We start from the raw sequence: 19131 nt of genomic DNA on the forward strand, positions 1-19131 counted from the left end.
AAAGCATGAAGAGCTTCAAGGTCACCGATTTCAACGCGCCGCTGACCGAGGTCGACGAGCCGACGCCGCAGCCGTTTGGCAAGCAGGTGCTGATCAAGGTGAAGGCGGCCGGCGTCTGCCATAGCGACCTGCACATCTGGGAAGGTGGCTATGACCTTGGCCACGGCCGCAAGCCGCTGTCCTTGAAGGATCGCGGCGTCTCGCTGCCGCGGACCATGGGACACGAGAGCGCCGGTGAGATCGTGGCGTTCGGGCCCGAGGTCACCGAAGCCGAGAAAGGGGGCTTGAAGGTTGGCGACGTCGCGCTGGTCTATCCCTGGATCGGCTGCGGCAAATGTGCCACTTGCCTCGCCGGCGACGAGAACATGTGTCTGAAACCGGCCTCGCTCGGCGTCTATTGCGACGGCGGTTATGCCGATCACATGACGGTGCCGCATCCGCGCCACCTGATCGATCTCAAGGGTCTCGATCCCGTGACGACCGCGCCTTATGCCTGCTCGGGCGTGACGACCTACAGCGCGCTTAAAAAGGTCGAGACGGATTTTGATACGCCGATCGTCATCTTCGGCGCCGGCGGTCTCGGCCTGATGGCGCTGTCCTTGCTCAAGGCGATGGGCGGCAAGGGCGCCATCGTCGTCGACATCGACGCCCGCAAGCGCGAGGCCGCGCTCGCGGCAGGCGCGCTGGCCGCCGTCGACGGCAAGGCGCCGGATGCGCTGGAGCAGTTGAACAAGGCGGCGGGCGAGCCGATCCGGGCGGTGATCGACCTGGTCGGCAATGCCGCCACGGCGCAGCTCGGCTTCGACTGCCTGACCAAGGGCGGCAAGCTCGTCATCGTCGGCCTGTTCGGCGGCGGCGCGCCCTGGGCGCTGCCGCTCATTCCGATCAAGGCGGTGACGATCCAGGGCAGCTATGTCGGCAATCTGCGCGAGACCAAGGAACTGCTCGACCTCGTCCGCGCCAAGAACATCGCGCCGATCCCGGTGACCCCGATGCCGCTCGCGAGGGCCAATGATGCCCTGCACGAGCTGCAAAAGGGCCAGCTGGTCGGCCGCGCGGTGCTGACGCCGTAGCCGTTGCTCTCACATTCGTCATTGCGAGGAGCGAATCGACGAAGCAATCCAGAGTCTTAACCTTGGCCCTGGATTGCTTCGCTTCGCTCGCAATGACGGCAATAACTTCTTCGAATTCCAAGTGAGACATGCCCTCCACCAACGCCCTCCACATCGCAGTCCTCCCCGGCGACGGCATCGGTCCTGAAGTGATGGCGCCGGCGCTTGAAGTATTGCGCAAGGTCGAGGCCAGGGCCGGCCTGTCGTTCCGCTTCACCGAGGCCCAGGCCGGCGCCAACAATTATCTCGCCACCGGCGTCTCGATCGCCGAGTCGACGATCCGGCTGTGCGAGCAGGCCGATGCCATCCTGCTCGGCGCCTGCGGACTGCCGTCGGTGCGCTATCCCGACAACACCGAGATCGCGCCGCAGATCGAGCTGCGCTTCCATTTCGATCTCTATGCCGGGGTGCGGCCGGCGCGGCTGATCCCGGGCGTGCCGAGCCCGATCGTCGGCGCCGCCGAGCGCGGCATCGACTTCGTCGTCATCCGCGAGTCGACCGAAGGCCTGTTCGCCTCGATGGGCAAAGGTCAGGTGACACATGAAGAGGCGCGCGAGACCCTCGTCATCACGCGCAGAACCTCCGAGCGGCTGTTCAACTTCTCCTTCAAGCTCGCCGAACGGCGCCGCGCGCGCGGCCGCTCCGGCACGTTGGGCTGTGTCGACAAGGCCAATGTGTTCAAGGCCTTCGCCTACTTTCGCAAGATCTTCGACGAGGTCGCCGAGCTGCATCCTGAGGTGAAGACAGAGCGGCTCTACATCGATGCCTGCGCGCTGATGCTGGTGAAGCGGCCTTGGGACTTCGACGTGCTGGTCACCGAGAACATGTTCGGCGACATCCTGTCCGATCTCGCCGCGGGCCTCGTCGGCGGCATGGGCATGGCGCCCTCGGCCGACATCGGCGACCGACATGCTGTGTTCCAGCCCTGCCATGGCACCGCGCCCGACATCATGGGGCAGGGCAAGGCCAACCCCACGGCGATGATCCTATCGGCGGCGATGATGCTCGATTGGCTGGCTGACACCCACGGCATCGAAGGCGCCGCCGAGGCGGCGCAGCGGATCGAACAGGCGGTCGATCGGGTCTACGCCGCTGGTCTCAAGCCGTTCGAGTTCGGCGGCCATGCCGGCACGATCGACGTCACCAAGGCGGTGCTGCAAGAGCTGTGAACCGGCGTCGGCCGTTCAGAAGATCTGAGCGGTGACAACAGCATAGGCGACGAAGATCACGCCAAGACCCCAGACCATGCCGGGAATTTTGCCCCCGCGGCCGAAGGCGAGTTCGAGGCCGATATAGCTGAGCGTGCCGAGTGCCATGCCGTTGATCAGGTTGTTGGTCAGCACCGTGACCAGCAGCATCAGGACGATCGGCACGGCGGTGGCGAGATCGGTCATGTCGACCTTGGCAAAGCCCTGCATCATCAGCACGCCGACCATGACCAGCGCCGGCGCGGTGGCCTGCGGCGGGATGATAACGAAGATCGGCCAGAAGAACAGCGCCAGGCCGAAGAACGCGGCGACCGTCAGCGAGGTCAGCCCGGTGCGGCCGCCGGCCTGCACGCCGGTGATCGATTCGATATAGGCCGTGACCACCGAGGTGCCGAGCACCGGCCCGACGATCGAGGCGGTCGCATCGGTGGCGAACACCGCGGTCGCATTGGGGATCGACCCGTCCGGGCGGCGGAGGTTGGCGGCGCCGGTCACGCCGATCAGCGTGCCCAAAGTGGAGAAGAACTCGGCGCAGAGAAAATAGAACAACAGGGGCAGCGCGATCAGGAAGTGGCTGAACAGATAGCCGACATCCATCGCCATGAAGGTGCTGCTCGGCCAGCGCGGCCAGGACAGCAGCGTCTGCGGCATCGTGGTCACCATCTTGCCGTTGGCCCCCGGCACGAACAGCCCGACCAGGGTCAGCACCGCGATCGAGATGATCAGCGCGCCGGGCACGCGGCGGGCGACCAGCACCGGGGTCAGCAGCAGCCCGGCCAGCGTGAGAATGACCGGTGGATTGCGCAGCGAGCCCATGGATACATAGGTGGATGGATTGGCGACGATGAAGCCGGCGCCGCGCAGCGCGATGAACACGATGAGGGTGCCGACGGCGGCCTGGATGCCGATCTTCAGGGTTTCCGGGACGTCCCGGGCGGCGCGCTCGCGCAACCGGGTCAGGCTGAGGATCAGGAACAGCACGCCGGTGAAGGCGACCATGGCGAGCGCGCCCTGCCAGGGCATGCCCATCTGCTTGACGATGACGTAGGTGAAGATGACGTTCGAGCCCATCGCGGGCGCGACCGCCAGCGGCAGGTTGGCCGACAGCCCCATCAGCAACGAGCCGAGGATCGCCGCGAGCGCGGTGGCGCTGACGAGGTCGGCGCGGTCCATGCCGGCATTCGACATGATCGCCGGATTGACCGCGATGATGTAGGCCATTGCTGCGAAGGTGGTGGCGCCCGCCATCAGCTCGCGGCCCACCGTCGTGCCGCGCTCGCTGAGCTTGAAGAAGCCGTCGAGCCGGCCCGCGGGCGTGGATCCGTTCGCCGCACTGCCGGCAGCCACAGCTGGCTGCGCCTTCGTCATGTCCTGCATCGCGATCTCCGTCCTTGCTGCGCCGTTGCAGCCTTGATCACCAGACCACCGGATGCGTCTTGCCGGTCTGCACGTTGATGAAGCCTTGCGGCGCCTGCTCGCAGGGCGCGACCAGCACCCAGCTCCAGGGGGCGCAGGTCAGGGTCGCGAACATCAGCCGCTCGGGAAAGCCGGGATACCAGCGCGGCCGGAACGTCGGCTCGTACATCCAGTCGACCTTGCGCCCCTCGGCGTAGAGCGCCTGCATCTCGGCATCGAGCGCCTCGGCGCGGCGGCAGCTCATCAGTCCGCCGACCTCGAAGCGCACGGTCGCGGCGAGTTCGCCCTCACGCACCAGCGCCCAGCCGCCCTGCTGGGCGACGAGCGCGTTGACCGCCTTGGCCATCGCCGCATCCGAGGAGCCGACCGCCCAGATGTTGTGCTTGTCGTGGGCAACCGAGCAGGCCAGCGCCGTTTCCGGCGTGCGCGGGCCGCAACCCTTCCAGAACATTTTCGAGACGAGGCCGTCGCCTGAGAAGCGGTCGACGATGGCGAATTTGGTGATCGCCTGGCTCTCGTCGCGCTGCACGGCGCCGTCTCGCACGGCAAGCTCGAAGGTGTAGAACTCCGGGTGCCAGTGGAACGGACGGATCACCGCCGCCTGCATCGTTGTGCGCCCCGGCGCGGCCGGCAGCGCGAAATCCTCCGCCTTGATCTCGCGCTTGATGTTGATGGTCTGCGTCGCCCAATCCGGCCAGGCGATGCGCGGGACATCTCCGAGATAGCGCGTGCCCTCGGAGACCTGTGCGCCGTCGGCCCAGACTTCGGCGATCTCCAGCTTGCCGACATCCGACAGCAGCACGACGTCGCCGAACCGGCCGGGCGCGAGGCTGCCGACGAACGGCGTCAGCCGCATGTGGCGCGCGGGATTGATGGTGAGACACTGGATCGCGATCTCAGGCGCGAGCCCGGCCTCGATCGCGACGCGCGCATTGTGGTCGCTGGCGCCGAGCGCGAGCGTATGGCTGGCACTGCGGTCGTCGGTGGTGAAGGCGATCTGCGACCAGTCCTGTAGGCCCTTCTTCAACAGCCAGCCGATGATCTCGGGCATCGCGTAGATGCGCAGCTCGATGAACAGGCCGCGGGTCAGCTTGTCCCAGGTCTCTTCCGGCGTCTGCACCTCGTGGTCGGAGGCGAGGCCGGCGGCCGCGAACGCGTTAATCTCGGGCAATTCGCGCAGGCCCGAGGCATGCCCCTCGACCACGCCGCGGGCCGCGAAGGTTGCGCCGATCATGCCCCACAGGCGCTCGTAGGACGGGTTGTCCGGGTTCCACACGGCCGGCCAGTCCATCACCTCGTCGAGCCCGGTGACCATCAGGCTCTCGCGCATGAACGAGGCCTGCTCGGCGCCGCCATACCAGCCGCCGCCCCATTCATAGGCCGTCGGCGGCACCGCCGAGCCGGGCTGCGGAAAGATCTTCAGCGGCGAGCCGCGACGCCGCGCCTCGAACCAGAATTCGAGATTGCGCGCGCCGTTGACGTTGGAGAATTCGTGGCTTGCCTCGCAGGTCCAGGTATTGCCGCGCGGCAGCACCAGCGCCGCCTCCCACTCCGGCGTCAGGTGCGAGCTCTCGATGTGCTTGTGCACCTCGCCGAAGCCGGGAACGGCGGCGAGATCGGGCCGCTGCACGCGTTCGCGCACTTCGCCGCGATAGCTGCCGGCGGGGCCGACCCAGGCGATGCGCCGTCCCTTGAAGACGATCTCCTGGTCCTCGCTCCAGGTCCGGCTGTGGACGTCGAGCAGGCGGCCGACGCGGAGCGCGCGATCGGCGGGGCGGTGGCCGAGCGCGGTCAGCACCAGGTCCTGGCGGATCCGGACCTCCTGCGCGGCGTCGATCATGAGGTCGTCTGCAATGTCCTGCGCGAGATCCATGCTGAGCGTCCTATGTCACGAGGCCTTCGGCTTGTCGGTTCTGCGCTTGCGCGACGGCGCCTCGGCCGACGCGGGGCCGCTCTGCCTGGCGGCCGCGGCGTCGCGCTTGCGGACATCCTTCAGGAGCGTCGTCGTCGCCCATTCGATCGCGTCGGCGATCTCGCCGCTCGACAGGCCGAAATCCTCGCGCAGCGTGTTCCAGGCCTGCGTGTTGTTGAGATAGGCGGCGAGCGCCTCGGCCTGCCGCGCCTGCTTGGCCGGCAGATGCCTGACGAGCGGCGCCATCGCCTTGCGATGCTGCTGGACCAGGCGGCGGCGGAACTGCGCGCGCAGCGAGCGGCCGGCGCGGGTCAGCGCCAGCGCGCGGGCGAGCTGCGGACGCCGGTCGTAACGCTGGCACAGCTCGCGAAACACGGCCGGCAACTCGTCCGGCCTGCTGAATGGAACGTAGCCGAACACGTTGTGCTCGATCCATTCGCCGGCGGCGTCCATCAGCTCGGCGCGGCCCTTGAAGTGCCGGTAGATGGTCCTCTCGGCGATGCCGGCGCGCCGCGCGACGGCGGCCATCGAGGTGTCGTCGCCCGCCTCATCCTCAAGGGTCTCGACGAACGCCGCGATGATGCGCTGCCGGGTCATGGCCGCGTATTCGTCGCGCAGGGTGGCCGTTTGTCGTTGGGCTGCACTCATGTCATAAGTCTGACATCAGCGTTCACGCAGCCGCAAGACGATTTTGCGGGCACGCGCGCCGCAAAAAGATGCGCGTCGACCGTGTCAGTCGAGAGAGATGGCGGCCGCGTTCAGCGCCCTTTGAAAACCGGCTTGCGCTTTTCCATGAAGGCGCGGCGGCCCTCGCGGAAATCCTCGGAATCCATGCAGGCGTCGCCGATCCGCTTGATCGCGGCCATGTCGCGTCGGCTCTCGTCCTTTAGCACTTCGGCGATGGTGATCTTGGCGGCCCGTACCGCGAGCGGCGCGTTGCCGGCGATGGTGCGGGCGATGTCGAGCGTGGCCGGCAGCAGTTCGTCAACGTTCATCATCCGATCGATGAGGCCGATCCGCAGGGCCTCCGTGGCGTCGATGCGCTGGCCGGTATAGAGCAGCAGCCGCGCCTGCGACGGGCCGACCAGCGACACCAGGTTGCGCAGGCCATCATGGCCGTAGGCGATGCCGAGCCTGGCCGCGGGAATGCCGAACTGGCTGTCGGTAGCCGCGAGGCGCATGTCGGCCAGCATCGCAATCTGGAGCCCGCCGCCGAGGCAGAAGCCGCGGATGCAGGCGATCGTCGGCTTGGGGAAGTCGGCGAGCAGCGCCCGCTGGGTGGCGCTCCGCTGCGCATAGGCCTCGGAGGCCTCCGCATTGTGGCGGCTCTGCTCGAACTGGCTGATATCGGCGCCCGACACGAACGCCTTGTCGCCGGCGCCGGTCAGCACCACGACCCGCACGGCGGCGTCGTCGCGCAGCGCGACCAGGGCGTGGCCGAGGCCCTCCCACATCTGCAACGACATCGCGTTGCGCTTCTCGGGATTGTTGAAGGTGACGATCCCGACCCCGTCGCCGACGGTCAGGAGGATCTTGCCCTCGGCAAAGGCGGTAGGAGAGGCAGGTGACATCGGCATGGGCATCCGGAGCAGGCGGCAGGTTGACGCCATCGTTCACCGCGACCCATGCGGCGTCAACGCAAGATCAGGTTTGAGAGCCGCGCCAGGATCAACGCAAATCAGCGCTGAGCGAAACGCCGGAATGCCGCCACTTCCTATGACGGCAACGGCAGAAAAAAGTATAAAGAGGTGAGGGATATCAGGCCGCGCAGCCATCGCTGGGCGGACCGCAAAGGCCGGACAACCGGCCGTGTTGATCGATCGGCCCACAGGCCGAAGCTGTGAACTCGCCCGAGCTGGCAAAACGCCTAGCGCCCCCAAGTTGCGCCCTCGAGCGAAGATGGCTCATACCCATCACAGGGAGGCCTGTCAGACGGCCTGACCTATTCCTCGTTCGCAGCAATCGACTCCATCAAGGACACCAGCTGACGTTGCACGGTCTGGTCCTTGATCTTGCTGTAGGCACGCAGCAAACGCAGGCTGAAAGCCGAGTCCAGGAACAGCAGGCTCTCGACTTCGCGGGCCTTGTTGTCACCGTCGTAGAAGAACGTCACGGGCACGTCGAGCGCGGTGGCGATCTGCTGCAGACGCGCAGCGCCGACACGGTTGACACCCTTCTCGTACTTCTGGACCTGCTGGAAGCTCACGCCGAGCTTTTCGCCGAGCTCCGCCTGCGAGATCTTCTGCTCCACACGCCGCAGGCGAATGCGCTTGCCAAGCTCGATGTCGGGCTTGCCGGCACTGCGCTGCTTCATCTTCTTAGCCGCTGACTTGTTCATACTGATTTTACCGTCCTTCCATCGGAAATCCCCCGAATAAATGGGTCAGGGGTTCACCCATATATACTGTTTTAAGTTGCTGTGGATGTATGAATTCGTCTTTAAACCAGGGGTATTTGCCAGGGTTAAAGGCCTCCACCAACCAGTCGATCATGTGCCGCACCCTGGGGATGCGTCCGGTGGTGGCGTGGTATGACAGCCAGATATCGTAGGACCACTTCAGATCAACTTCGAGGGGTACGATCTTCCCGCCCAGAGCACTCGCATAGGTTGGGAATACCCCAATACCAGCCCCGTGGGCGACAGCCCAGTAGTTGGCACTGGAAACGTTGGTGGTCATCGCGATCAGGTCCCGCTGCTCATAGCCGGGGAAGATGGTCGCGAAAGCTGTGTTGGCTGCCGCTTCATCTGCTACTTGCAGAACCAAGCGATGTTTCACCAGCTCGTCAATCGACTTCGGAACGCCATACGTTTCGAGATATTTCTCGCTGGCAAAGCACATCAGGTGCATGCGGCCGAGCCGGACCAGCTTGACATCGAGCGCCGCAGGCCGCGACAGATGGATGGCGACGTCGGCCTCGTGACGCGACACGTCGGCCGAGCGCATCGCGCAATACAGGTCGACATTCACGTTCGGGAAGTTCTGCTGAAACTCGACCAGCCGCGGCGCCAGCCAGAATGTGCCGAGCCCCTCCGTCACGGCGACGCGGACCTCGCCGGAGGCGGCGCTGGCGAGACCGTCGCCGGCGCGGAGCAACTCGAAGGACGCGGCCTCCATGCGTTCCACCGCCGACACCACCAGCGCGCCCTCGTCGGTGAGCCGTGCGCCATGAACGTCGCGCGTGAACAGGGTCGCGCCGATCTGCCGCTCGAAATCATCGATGCGCCGCCGTACCGCATTGATCGAGAGCGTGAGCCGCTCGGCCGCCGAGCGGAAGCTGCCGGCCCTGACCACCTCGAGGAAGATGCGCGCGGCGTCCCAGTCGGTGAGATTGGCCAGCGCGGATTTGCTGGCGGCTGCCTTGGCGGGCGAGGGGCGATTGGGAGCAGGGCGCGCCGGCGTCTTGCCTGTGGCAACGCCAGCGCCTGCTGCAGCGTCCTCGCTTGCGTCCCGAATCACGGCGCCAGCTGATCCGTCCGTCTGCGCGGCCGGAGCCAGAGTCGCATCGGAGGCTGCCACCTCCTGGCGTTCCTTCTGAGGAACGCCCCGTTCCGCCGCAACGCGCATACAAGCTCTCTCCGCCTGCTAGAGTGCTACCGATAAACTACGGAAACTACGGGACATGGCGCTTTGGAAAGTCCGGACGCCATGGGTCGTGGATGGGTCGGTTCGAATGAGGTGGTTGAGACATTGACGCTCGAGACGAGTCTTTCGGCTTCTGTCCTTTGCTGCATGAGTTTACCGCCTGCGGATACGCAGGGGTCCATTCAATGTATGCCAAGGACACGCTTAGCGCGAATCGACCTGAACATCGACGGTTTTTGTCATGACCGCAATGAAATGGTATTCGAAGATGGCCCGGTGTCATGCTATCTTGATGAACGGATGGTGGCGCTGACTCATCGAATCCTAGATTTCGATCAAGCGTCGTCGCACGGTTACGTGCGAGACGTCGGCGAGCCGACCACAGCTTTGGACGCGGGGGGCGCAACCAAGCTGGATGGGACGCGCGCAGGGGAGCAACTGATGACGTATTGGAAAGCCATTCGTGGGCCGGGATTTGCTCGGCTCCCTCTCGTCGCACGCTAGAACGGAACGACGCCCGTGGCCAATTCGGACGAACAGATGTTTGCAGTGCTCGCCTCGCTTGAGCAATGCCGCGCGACGTTGGTCGCAGCGGGCAATCGCGAATCGGCACACCTCATTTCGGTCGCGATCCTCGACCTGCGCATGAAGCTGAACCGCTTGGGCGAAGACGACCTGAAGTCGCTTTGCGACGAGATGGTTCAGTCCGACAACCCCGACAAGCTGCGCGATCCGAAGCTTCAGCCCGGCCAGCGTCGTCAGCCGCTCCTGCGAGTCGTGAAATAGCACAGTTCACTATGTGCACAAAGGTGCATTTAGCGCAATTGTGATATGCCGTAACGGCAATGTGAGGGCGGGAGGTGAGCCACCGTTCCGCCGGTGGCAATGGCATCTATGATTTCGAGCAAGCGGCTCCCTCTTGGTGCCGGTGGCGCGTTGGCGGGATCTTATCCGCGATCCCCGGGATGGCGTCTCAGCTCTCATGCCGCGACATCGCAGCCCCTGAAATCGCAGCCCTGACATCGCAGCCCTGTGATCGGCCGTAACTTCGGCGCCTCTGTTGCGTAATGCTCGCATCGGCGGCATGAAGCAGCATGCCTGGGCGTCAGGACGCCGCCCGAGGGGTTAGCGTAGGACACGCATGATTCAGAACGTATCGATTCCGGCGGCGTTCATCGCCGGCCTGGTGAGCTTCCTGTCGCCCTGTGTCCTGCCGCTGGTGCCGCCCTATCTGGTCTATCTCACCGGCGCCACGATCGAGCACATCGAGAGCCAGGAGCCGGCGGCGGCCTCGCGGCGGGCGGTGATGATCTCGGCGGCGCTGTTCGTGCTGGGCTTCTCCACCGTGTTCGTGATGCTCGGCGCCAGCGCCTCGCTCATCGGCGGCCTCATTCGCGCCTGGTCCGAGCAGCTCTCGATCCTCGCCGGCGTCGTGATCATCGTGATGGGCCTGCATTTCCTCGGGCTGACCCGGATTGCGTTCCTGATGCGCGAGGGCCGGCTGCCGATCCCGAAGCCGGTCGGCCTGTGGGGCGCCTATGTCATGGGCCTCGCATTCGCCTTCGGCTGGACGCCCTGCATCGGGCCGATCCTGGCGGCCATTCTGTCGATTGCCGCCGCAGAGGCCACGGTGGCGAAGGGCGCCGGGCTGCTGGCGATCTATTCGGCCGGGCTCGGCATCCCATTCCTGGTCGCGGCCTTCATGATCGAGCAGTTCTCGGCCCTGTTCATGCGGATGCGCGGCCACCTCGTGAACGTCGAGCGGGCGATGGGCGTGCTGATGATCGTCACCGGCATAGGCTTCCTCACCGGCGCCGTCTCGACCTTCAGCATCTGGCTGCTCGAGACCTTCCCGGCGCTGCAGCGGTTCGGCTGAACGCGCCGATCAGTCTTCGAGCTTGCAGGTGATGGTGTAGACCACGCCGGGCGGCAGGAAGTCGACCGTCGCCTCGCCGCCGAGCTGGTCGCGTGCGCTGCGCTCGATCAGCCGCGAACCGAATCCACGCTGGATCGGGGCGGACACCACCGGCCCGCCGGTCTCCTGCCAGACCAGCCTGAGCCGCGCCGGCAGCTTCTTGACGATGTCAGCCGGAGTGAACTCCCAGGACAAGTCGACGCTGCCGGTGTCGTTGGACAGCGCGCCATACTTGGCCGCATTGGTCGCGATCTCGTGCACGATCATCGACAGCACGACCGCGAGTCGCGGCGACAGCGCGACCTTCGGACCTGATATCCTGATTCGCTCGGGATTGTTCAGCCGGTACGGCTTGAGCACGCGGCCGATCACGTCCTCGAGCTCCGAGCCCTGCCATTTCTCCTTGCTGAGCAGATTGTGCGCCTCGGCAAGTGCGCCGAGCCGGCCCTCGAACTTCTCGCGCTCATAGCGGCTGGCGCTGCGGAAGGTCTGCACCGCGATCGCCTGCAGGATCGCCAGCGTGTTCTTGACGCGGTGATTGAGCTCCTCGATCAGGAGATCGTGCAGCATCTCGGCGCGCGCGATCGTGGTCGCCATCCGTACGGCAAAGGCCAGGCCGATCGCCAGCATGATGCCGCCGAGCAGGCTGGTGATGGCGAGGTTGCGCCACAGCGGCGCAACCAGCGAGGTCTCGCTGATGCCGGCGCCGATGATCCAGCCCGTGAGCGGCGAATGAGTGAAGCTCGACAGCAGCGGCTGGCCTTCGAGCGAGACGCTGGACAACGTCGCCTCATGCTCGCGCAACATGCGATCGTAGACCGAGGGCGATGCCTGCTTACCGAACGTCTCGGCCAGATTGGGCACGCGCGCGAACACGGTGGCCTTGCGGTCGAGCAGCGACAGCGTCCAGTCTGCATTCGGCCGCTGCTTCTCCAGGATGGTCTGGAACATCTCGATCGGCGGACTGAACGAGATGTCGTAGATGACTTGGCCGTCGCGGAACACCGGCACCTCGACGGTGATGATCAGGCTCTTCTTCACGATGCCGTAGAACAGGTCGGAATATTGCACCTGCCGCGTCTCGAACACGCGCTGTGTGATCTCGCGGTTGCTGCGCAAGGGCAGGCGCGCCGTCTCCGTGGTCGCCGACGAGAACAGCTGATGCCCCTCGCGATCGGCGACGAGGATGGTGCCGTCCTTGCCGTATTGCTCGAGAAAGCCCATTGCGATCGGGCGGAAGCGGTCGAAGTCACCGGTGGTCAGGGCGTCGGTGAGGGCGAGCACCTGGACGCCGCCGGTCATGCGCTGCATCTCCGCGTCGAGCGTCAGGCGGATGCTGCGCACCGTCTCGAGCACGCGCTGGCGCGCATCGCTGCGGTCCTGCATGTAGTTGTGAAGCACGATACCGCCGGCAAACAGGATGAGCGGCAGCGTGGTCCCTGCGACCAACAGAGCGAGCCGGACCGGCAGGGAAAGCTTCGGCACCAATGCCCCTTGGGATGCGTGTCTCGGGCGCCCGGCACGAGGCCATTGCGACCGGGCGCGGTGGGCCGCGGCCATCGCGTGTGGCGGGATGATATCAGGCTGGAGCGGCGACGTCCGCAATGCCCCCCGCGGCCGGCCCCGTTCACATCGCTGTCAGCATAGGAGAGCGGCGGGCGTGCGCCAAGCGCATTGCACGCCGATCCCCGGTTCCCTGCGGAGCCCTCAAAGATTGCTCTCCGAAATCGCCGCATACACCATCGAGCGCAACTCGCGCCGGATCGGGTAGGCGCTGGACGGCAGCACCTGGGTCATGAAGATCGTGATCAGCTCCTCCGCGGGATCGATCCAGAAGGCCGTCGATGCCGCGCCGCCCCAGGCATATTCGCCCGGGCTGCCGGCGATCAGCGTCTTGGCCGGATCCATCGTCACCGAGAAGCCCAGGCCGAAGCCGATGCCGTTATAGGCCGCTTCCGCGAACATCGAGCGCGACAGCGCCGGCAGGTCGACGCCGCCCGGCAGATGGTTCGAGGTCATCAGCTTCAGGGTCTTCGGCCCGAGCAGCCGGACGCCGCCGAGCTCGCCGCCATTGATCAGCGCGCGGCATAAGGTGAGATAGTCCGCCGTGGTCGCGCACAGGCCGCCGCCGCCGGAGATGAAGTCGGGCGGACTGAGGAAGGTGCTGGTGGCCGGATCATCCTGCAGCGTCAGGCCGCCCTTGCGATCCGCCGCGTGGAACGACATCATGCCGGCCGGATCGGCCGAATAGCACGCCGCCAGCCGGTGCGCCTTGGATGCGGGGACGTGGAAGTCCGTGTCGGCCATGCCCAGCGGATCAAAGATGCGTTCTTTCAGAAACTGCTCGAACGGCTTGTCGGCGATCTTGCCGACGAGATAGCCGACCACGTCGGTCGAGACCGAGTAGTTCCAGGCCTCGCCCGGCGAGAACTCCAGCGGAATCTTCGCGAGGTCGTCGATCATCGACTGCAGCGTGCCGGCCTTCTCGACCGCGCCGATCTTGGCGTCGCGATAGGCGGCATCGACGTTCGAGCGCTGCTGAAAGCCGTAGGTCAGACCCGAGGTGTGGCGCAGCAGGTCGACGATCAGCATCGGCCGCGCCGGCGGCCGGCTGATGAAGGCCGGCGCGGTGCCCGCGACGAACACGCCGAGGTTCTTCCACTCCGGGATGTACTTTGCGACCGGCTCGTCGAGCGCAACCTTGCCTTCCTCCACCAGCATCATGAACGCGACAGAGGTGATCGGCTTGGTCATCGAGTAGATGCGGTAGATCGTCTGGTCGGTGACCGGGACCTTGCGCTCGACATCGGCATAGCCGAGCGAGCTCTGATGCACGATCTTGCCGCGGCGATAGACCATCAGCTGGGTGCCGGGAAAACGGCCGGCATCGACGTAGCGTTGCTGCAAATGCGCATCGATCCGATCGAGCGCGGCTTTCGACATGCCGACGGTGTCGGGCGAGGCAGGGGTCGGGGCGAGCATCCGGACGTCTCCGCTGTGGTCTGGTTTTTCGAGGGCGCGCGCCTGGATCATGCGCACGGCCATTTGTGCGGGTGATAGCCGAAAAACGCCCCACTTCCAATGGCAGGCCAGGAATGCGTCGTGTAGCCTTCAGCCCGGGAGGATCGGCCATGACACAATTCAACGAAGCCGAACTGACGGACACCGTCGTCGCCAGCTTCGACGCCACGCCGGACGCGCGCGCAAAGGTCCTGCTGCAGGAACTCGTCAAATCGCTGCACGACTATGTGCGCCGGACGAATCTGACATTCGACGAATGGACGGCTGCGATCGATTTCCTGACCCGCACCGGCCAGACCTGCACCGCGAGCCGGCAGGAGTTCATCCTGTTGTCGGACGTGCTCGGCGTCTCCATGCTGGTGGACGCCATCAACCACCGCGACAGGGCAGGGGCGACCGAGACCACGGTGCTCGGCCCGTTCTATGTCGGCGAGCACAAGGTGACCGCCCACGGCACCGATATCTCGGCGGACCTCAAGGGGGAAAAGATGTTCGTGCAGGCGCGGGTGACGGACCTCGCGGGCGCGCCGCTGGCGGGTGCCGCAGTCGACGTCTGGCATGCGGATGACGAGGGCCTCTATGATTCACAGAAATCCGATTATGCCTCGGACGGTCCCTCGTCGCGGGCGCGCTTCATCGCCGATGCCGACGGACGCTTCTTCTTCCGCACCATCCTGCCTTGCAGCTATCCGATTCCGACTGACGGCCCGGTGGGGCAGATGATTCTGAGCACCAAGCGGCATCCGATGCGCCCGGCGCATGTGCATTTCCTGGTCGACGCCGAAGGCCACGAGCCGCTGATCACGCATGTGTTCATCGGCGGCGACGCCCATCTCGACAGCGACGTGGTGTTCGGCGTGAAGGATGAGTTGATCGCCGAGGTCGCGCAGCGCACCGATCCGGTAATGCCGGACGGCAAGCTCGCAGCAGGGCCCTGGCACCTGATGACCTATGAATTCCGCATGAAGCCGGGCGCGGGCGTCGCACCCAAGCCGATGCTCGCCAAGCCGGCCGGGGCAGCGGAGTAGGCCCGTTTAACGCGCCCACTTCTTGTGCAACGCACAGGAAGTGGGCGAATCGCAAATTTTGCGTGCGGCCGTGGGCCTGCGAAGCTCACGGTCGAATTTCCTAGTCGTTTGATTATTCAATACTTCCTCTCGTTCCAAGGCTTGGCACGAAGCTTGAATAACGAGCTTCGACGCCATCGATGCCGTCTGCGCAAGCCCCCATCCGTCATCTGACGCTGCCCCTCCGAGGCACCTCCTCGGAACGCGCCCCTGTGCGCGACCGCGCGGTGCCTGGACGGGCCTCAATCCACCGAGCGCTTTTCAGACAAGGACGACTGCACTCATGACGAAGACCGCCCATCCTGCCCGCCGCAACGGCCTCAGCCGCCGTCAGCTCCTGAAGGCCGGAGCCGGCACCGCAGCGCTGCTCGCGGCCGCCAAGCTGAACCTGCCGGGCGGTGCCTTCGCGCAAGGCGCGGGCCCGGAAGTCACCGCGGCCAAGCTGGGCTTCATCGCGCTGAGCGATGCCGGCCCGCTGTTTGTTGCCAAGGACAAGGGCATCTTCGCCAAATACGGCATGCCGGATGTCGACGTGCAGAAGCAGGCGTCGTGGGGCACGACGCGCGACAATCTCGTGCTCGGCTCCGAAGGAAACGGCATCGACGGCGCGCACATCCTCACGCCGATGCCCTACCTGATCTCCGCGGGCAAGGTGACGCAGAACAATCAGCCGACGCCGATGTACATCCTGGCGCGGCTCAACCTCGATGCGCAGTGCATCTCGGTCGCCAAGGAATATGCCGACCTCAAGCTCGGCCTCGACACCGCGCCGTTCAAGGCGGCGCTGGAGAAGAAGAAGGCCTCAGGCAAGTCGGTGAAGGCGGCGATGACCTTCCCCGGCGGCACGCATGATCTGTGGATCCGCTACTGGCTCGCCGCCGGCGGCATCGATCCCGACAAGGACATCGAGACCATCGTGGTGCCGCCGCCGCAGATGGTGGCCAACATGAAGGTCGGCACCATGGACTGCTTCTGCGTCGGCGAGCCCTGGAATGCGCAGCTCGTCAACCAGGGCATCGGCTACACCGCGGTGACCACCGGCGAGATCTGGAACAAGCATCCTGAAAAATCCTTCGCGATGCGCTCAGCCTTCGTCGACAAATATCCGAAAGCTGCGAAGGCGCTGACCATGGCGGTCATGGAGGCGCAGCAGTGGTGCGACAAGATGGAGAACAAGCAGGAGCTTGCGACCATCATGGCGAAGCGGCAGTGGATGAACTGCCCGGTCGACGACGTCGCCGGACGCACTGCCGGCAAGTTCGACTACGGCACCGGCAAGGTGATCGAGAACTCGCCGCATATCATGAAGTACTGGCGCGACTTCGCCTCCTATCCGTTCCAGAGCCACGACCTCTGGTTCATCACCGAGGACATCCGCTGGGGCAAATACGAGGCCGGCTTCGACGCCAAATCGCTGATCGCCAAGGTCAACCGCGAGGACATCTGGCGCGAGGCGGCCAAGGAGCTGAACGTTCCCGCCGCGGAAATCCCGACCTCCACGTCGCGCGGCAAGGAGACGTTCTTCGACGGCAAGGTGTTCGATCCCGAAGATCCCGCCGCCTATCTGAAGTCGCTGTCGATCAAGCGCATCGACGCCTGATCAGGACCTCACGCCGCGCGCTCATCGAGCGCGCGGCTCCTCTCATTGCACGGAGAAAGGTTTCCGATGTCCATGCCAGCATTGACCAATGACAGTATGCCCAAGGTGGTCCCCACTGCGTCAGCATCCACCACGGCGTCCGTCGTGACGATGACGCCGAAGCAGCCGCCGAAGGCCCAGCGCTATGTGAAGATGGCCCGCGAAGCCGCGGTGCGCATCGTGCCGCCGCTGATCGTGCTGGCGCTGTTCCTGATCGTCTGGGAGCTTTTATGCCGCCGCGCCGGCTCGGCGCTGCCGCCGCCATCGCGCGTGTTCGCCGATACCCGCGAGCTGATCTTCGATCCGTTCTTCGATCATGGCGGCATCGACAAGGGTCTGTTCTGGCATCTCGAGGCGAGCCTCCGCCGCGTCGCCATCGGCTATGCGATCGCCGCGGTCGTCGGCGTCGCGCTGGGCACCTTGATCGGCCAGTCGGTCTGGGCGATGCGCGGGCTCGATCCGATCTTCCAGGTGCTTCGCACGATCCCGCCGCTCGCCTGGCTGCCGCTATCGCTGGCCGCGTTCCGCGACGGCCAGCCGTCGGCGATCTTCGTCATTTTCATCACCTCGGTGTGGCCGATCATCATCAACACCGCGGTCGGCATCCGCAACATTCCGCAGGACTACCGCAACGTCGCCGCGGTGGTGCAGCTCAATCCGCTGGAATTTTTCGTCAAGATCATGATCCCGGCGGCCGCGCCCTACATTTTCACGGGCCTGCGCATCGGCATCGGCCTGTCCTGGCTCGCCATCGTCGCCGCGGAAATGCTGATCGGCGGCGTCGGAATCGGCTTCTTCATCTGGGACGCGTGGAATTCCTCGCACATCAGCGAGATCATCCTGGCGCTGTTCTATGTCGGCATCATCGGCTTCGTGCTCGACCGCCTGATCGCGGTGGTCGGCAAGATCGTCACCCGCGGCACCGCGACGAACTGAGAGGGACGGCATCATGGCCTATCTGAAGCTCGACCACGTCGACAAGACTTTCACCCGCGGCACTGCGACCACCGAAGTGCTCAAGGACATCAACCTGACGATCGAGAAGGGCGAGTACGTTTCGATCATCGGCCATTCCGGCTGCGGCAAGTCGACGATGCTCAACATCGTCGCCGGCCTCACCACCGCCACCACCGGCGGCGTGCTGCTCGAGGAGCGCGAGGTCAATTCGCCCGGTCCGGATCGCGCCGTCGTGTTCCAGAACCACAGCCTGCTGCCCTGGCTCACGGTCTATGAGAACGTGCGGCTCGGTGTCGACAAGGTTTTCGCCAGGACCAAGACGAAGGCGGAGCGCGACGCCTGGACCCTGCACAACCTCAACCTCGTGCAGATGGCGCATGCCAAGGACAAGCGTCCGAACGAGATCTCCGGCGGCATGAAGCAGCGCGTCGGCATTGCGCGCGCGCTCGCCATGGAGCCGAAGGTGCTGCTGCTCGACGAGCCGTTCGGCGCGCTCGACGCGCTGACGCGGGCGCATCTGCAGGACTCGGTGATGGCGCTGCATCAGAAGCTCGGCAACACCATCCTGATGATCACGCACGACGTCGACGAGGCTGTGCTGCTGTCGGACCGCATCGTGATGATGACCAACGGCCCGAGCGCGCATATCGGCGAGGTGCTGGAGGTGGCGCTGCCGCGGCCGCGCAAGCGGCTCGAGCTCGCGACCAACCCGACCTATGTCAAGTGCCGCCAGCGCGTGCTCGAATTCCTCTATGAGCGGCACCGCTTCGTGGAAGCGGCCTGATGGTTGCATGACCGAGGCGGAGAGCGGCTTGACCGCTCTCCGCCCTGGGCGACCAATCGTTTCTCTTTTCGATCATCAAAGGATTTTCCCATGACGCCGTCTCAGATCGCCTTGGTTCAGGACAGTTTTGCCAAGGTTGCGCCGATCTCCGATCAGGCCGCGACGATCTTCTACGATCGCCTGTTCGAGGTTGCGCCGCAGGTCCGCGCAATGTTTCCCGCCGATCTCACCGAGCAGCGCAAGAAGCTGATGGCGACCCTGGCGGTCGTGGTGAACGGACTGACGGACCTGCCTGCGATCCTGCCGGCCGCCAGCGCGCTGGCCAAGCGTCATGTGGGCTACGGCGCCAAGCCGGAGCACTACCCGGTGGTCGGCGCCGCGCTGTTGTGGACGCTCGACAAAGGGCTCGCCGAAGCCTGGACGCCGGAGGTCGCCGAAGCCTGGACCGCCGCCTATGGCACGCTGTCCGGCTTCATGATCGCGGAAGCCTATGGCAAGGCCCAGGCGGCGGAGTAG

At 65.4% G+C, this 19131-nt stretch carries 17 protein-coding genes; 9 read left to right on the top strand and 8 right to left on the bottom strand.

Going from position 1 to position 19131, the window contains the following annotated elements; translation table 11 throughout:
- Positions 1–5: 5 nt before the first annotated feature.
- A complete protein-coding gene (locus tag BRADO_RS11505) occupies positions 6–1073 on the top strand; it encodes an alcohol dehydrogenase (protein ID WP_041756386.1) in 1068 nt (355 codons plus the stop codon).
- Between the two features lie 128 nt (positions 1074–1201).
- The gene (locus tag BRADO_RS11510; protein WP_011925493.1) at positions 1202–2281 is read left to right on the top strand and encodes an isocitrate/isopropylmalate dehydrogenase family protein; all 1080 of its coding nucleotides are present in this window, start codon (positions 1202–1204) and stop codon (positions 2279–2281) included.
- 15 nt (positions 2282–2296) lie between these two features.
- Here the strand turns inward: BRADO_RS11510 and BRADO_RS11515 are convergent, their stop codons facing one another.
- The 6 genes from BRADO_RS11515 to BRADO_RS11540 all read right to left on the bottom strand — a co-directional run bounded on the left by BRADO_RS11515 (position 2297) and on the right by BRADO_RS11540 (position 9214).
- Positions 2297–3697, bottom strand: coding sequence for an NCS2 family permease (locus BRADO_RS11515; RefSeq protein ID WP_011925494.1), 1401 nt, complete (start codon positions 3695–3697; stop codon positions 2297–2299).
- 37 nt (positions 3698–3734) lie between these two features.
- A complete protein-coding gene (locus BRADO_RS11520; RefSeq protein WP_011925495.1) occupies positions 3735–5609 on the bottom strand; it encodes an adenine deaminase in 1875 nt (624 codons plus the stop codon).
- 15 nt (positions 5610–5624) lie between these two features.
- The gene (locus BRADO_RS11525; protein WP_011925496.1) at positions 5625–6296 is read right to left on the bottom strand and encodes a TetR/AcrR family transcriptional regulator; all 672 of its coding nucleotides are present in this window, start codon (positions 6294–6296) and stop codon (positions 5625–5627) included.
- A gap of 110 nt (positions 6297–6406) precedes the next feature.
- On the bottom strand, positions 6407–7219 hold the full coding sequence (locus tag BRADO_RS11530; RefSeq protein ID WP_011925497.1) for an enoyl-CoA hydratase: 813 nt from the start codon (positions 7217–7219) through the stop codon (positions 6407–6409).
- Between the two features lie 371 nt (positions 7220–7590).
- Entirely contained in the window at positions 7591–7986 is a 396-nt protein-coding gene (locus tag BRADO_RS11535) for a helix-turn-helix domain-containing protein (RefSeq protein WP_006611929.1), read from the bottom strand.
- Positions 7987–7993: 7 nt separating this feature from the next.
- Positions 7994–9214 (bottom strand): LysR family transcriptional regulator, encoded by a 1221-nt coding sequence (locus BRADO_RS11540; RefSeq protein WP_011925498.1) that lies wholly within the window; start codon positions 9212–9214, stop codon positions 7994–7996.
- A 558-nt stretch (positions 9215–9772) separates the two neighbouring features.
- Here BRADO_RS11540 and BRADO_RS11545 point away from each other — a divergent pair.
- Together BRADO_RS11545 and BRADO_RS11550 are read left to right on the top strand one after the other, a co-directional pair.
- Positions 9773–10018 (top strand): hypothetical protein, encoded by a 246-nt coding sequence (locus tag BRADO_RS11545; RefSeq protein ID WP_011925499.1) that lies wholly within the window; start codon positions 9773–9775, stop codon positions 10016–10018.
- A 355-nt stretch (positions 10019–10373) separates the two neighbouring features.
- Positions 10374–11108, top strand: coding sequence for a cytochrome c biogenesis CcdA family protein (locus tag BRADO_RS11550; RefSeq protein WP_011925500.1), 735 nt, complete (start codon positions 10374–10376; stop codon positions 11106–11108).
- Between the two features lie 9 nt (positions 11109–11117).
- Here the strand turns inward: BRADO_RS11550 and BRADO_RS11555 are convergent, their stop codons facing one another.
- Both BRADO_RS11555 and BRADO_RS11560 read right to left on the bottom strand, forming a co-directional pair.
- Complete coding sequence (locus tag BRADO_RS11555; RefSeq protein WP_011925501.1) at positions 11118–12632, bottom strand: sensor histidine kinase; 1515 nt, start codon at positions 12630–12632, stop codon at positions 11118–11120.
- A 222-nt stretch (positions 12633–12854) separates the two neighbouring features.
- Positions 12855–14129 (bottom strand): serine hydrolase, encoded by a 1275-nt coding sequence (locus BRADO_RS11560; RefSeq protein WP_041757456.1) that lies wholly within the window; start codon positions 14127–14129, stop codon positions 12855–12857.
- Positions 14130–14278: 149 nt separating this feature from the next.
- Here BRADO_RS11560 and BRADO_RS11565 point away from each other — a divergent pair, with 149 nt between their 5' ends.
- From BRADO_RS11565 to BRADO_RS11585, 5 genes are all read left to right on the top strand, one after another.
- Positions 14279–15196: a dioxygenase gene (locus BRADO_RS11565; protein WP_011925503.1), complete on the top strand. Its 918-nt coding sequence runs from the start codon at positions 14279–14281 to the stop codon at positions 15194–15196.
- A 322-nt stretch (positions 15197–15518) separates the two neighbouring features.
- A complete protein-coding gene (locus BRADO_RS11570; protein ID WP_011925504.1) occupies positions 15519–16835 on the top strand; it encodes a CmpA/NrtA family ABC transporter substrate-binding protein in 1317 nt (438 codons plus the stop codon).
- Between the two features lie 66 nt (positions 16836–16901).
- Positions 16902–17810, top strand: coding sequence for a nitrate ABC transporter permease (gene ntrB, locus BRADO_RS11575; RefSeq protein WP_041756388.1), 909 nt, complete (start codon positions 16902–16904; stop codon positions 17808–17810).
- 10 nt (positions 17811–17820) lie between these two features.
- Entirely contained in the window at positions 17821–18615 is a 795-nt protein-coding gene (locus BRADO_RS11580; protein ID WP_085972795.1) for an ABC transporter ATP-binding protein, read from the top strand.
- Between the two features lie 90 nt (positions 18616–18705).
- Entirely contained in the window at positions 18706–19131 is a 426-nt protein-coding gene (locus tag BRADO_RS11585) for a globin family protein (RefSeq protein ID WP_041756389.1), read from the top strand.

Source organism: Bradyrhizobium sp. ORS 278 (assembly GCF_000026145.1).
Classification (GTDB): Bacteria; Pseudomonadota; Alphaproteobacteria; order Rhizobiales; family Xanthobacteraceae; genus Bradyrhizobium.